1 protein-coding gene is annotated in these 228 nt (G+C 51.8%); it reads right to left on the bottom strand.

The window, feature by feature from the left end; genetic code table 11:
* Nucleotides 1–31: 31 nt before the first annotated feature.
* Nucleotides 32–228: hypothetical protein (locus tag R0J92_RS27600; RefSeq protein ID WP_411054025.1), on the bottom strand; the 197-nt coding region annotated here is incomplete at its 5' end.

The raw sequence follows: 228 nt of genomic DNA, 5'->3' as shown, positions 1-228 counted from the left end.
CCAATGAGCCTCTCGCCAATGTCGCGCCCAGCTATAGATCATTCACAGTTTCCGTTTTGAAGATCGATGGCATTGCATGGGTTGTAAAAGGCTTTTTCTGAACCTTGTCTTCGGAAACATTCGCGGCGGACAGATCCATTCTGCCATGCGCGCCAAGAAGATCGAGAAACTGCCCGACCGGCAATTGATGATCAACAGCTATCTTCCGGCCTTTGCAGCGGAGGGTGG

Origin of the sequence: Tritonibacter sp. SIMBA_163 (genome assembly GCF_046535935.1) — a bacterium.
GTDB classification, from domain to species: Bacteria; Pseudomonadota; Alphaproteobacteria; order Rhodobacterales; family Rhodobacteraceae; genus Epibacterium; species Epibacterium scottomollicae.
This window is presented reverse-complemented; position numbering and strand designations above follow the sequence as displayed.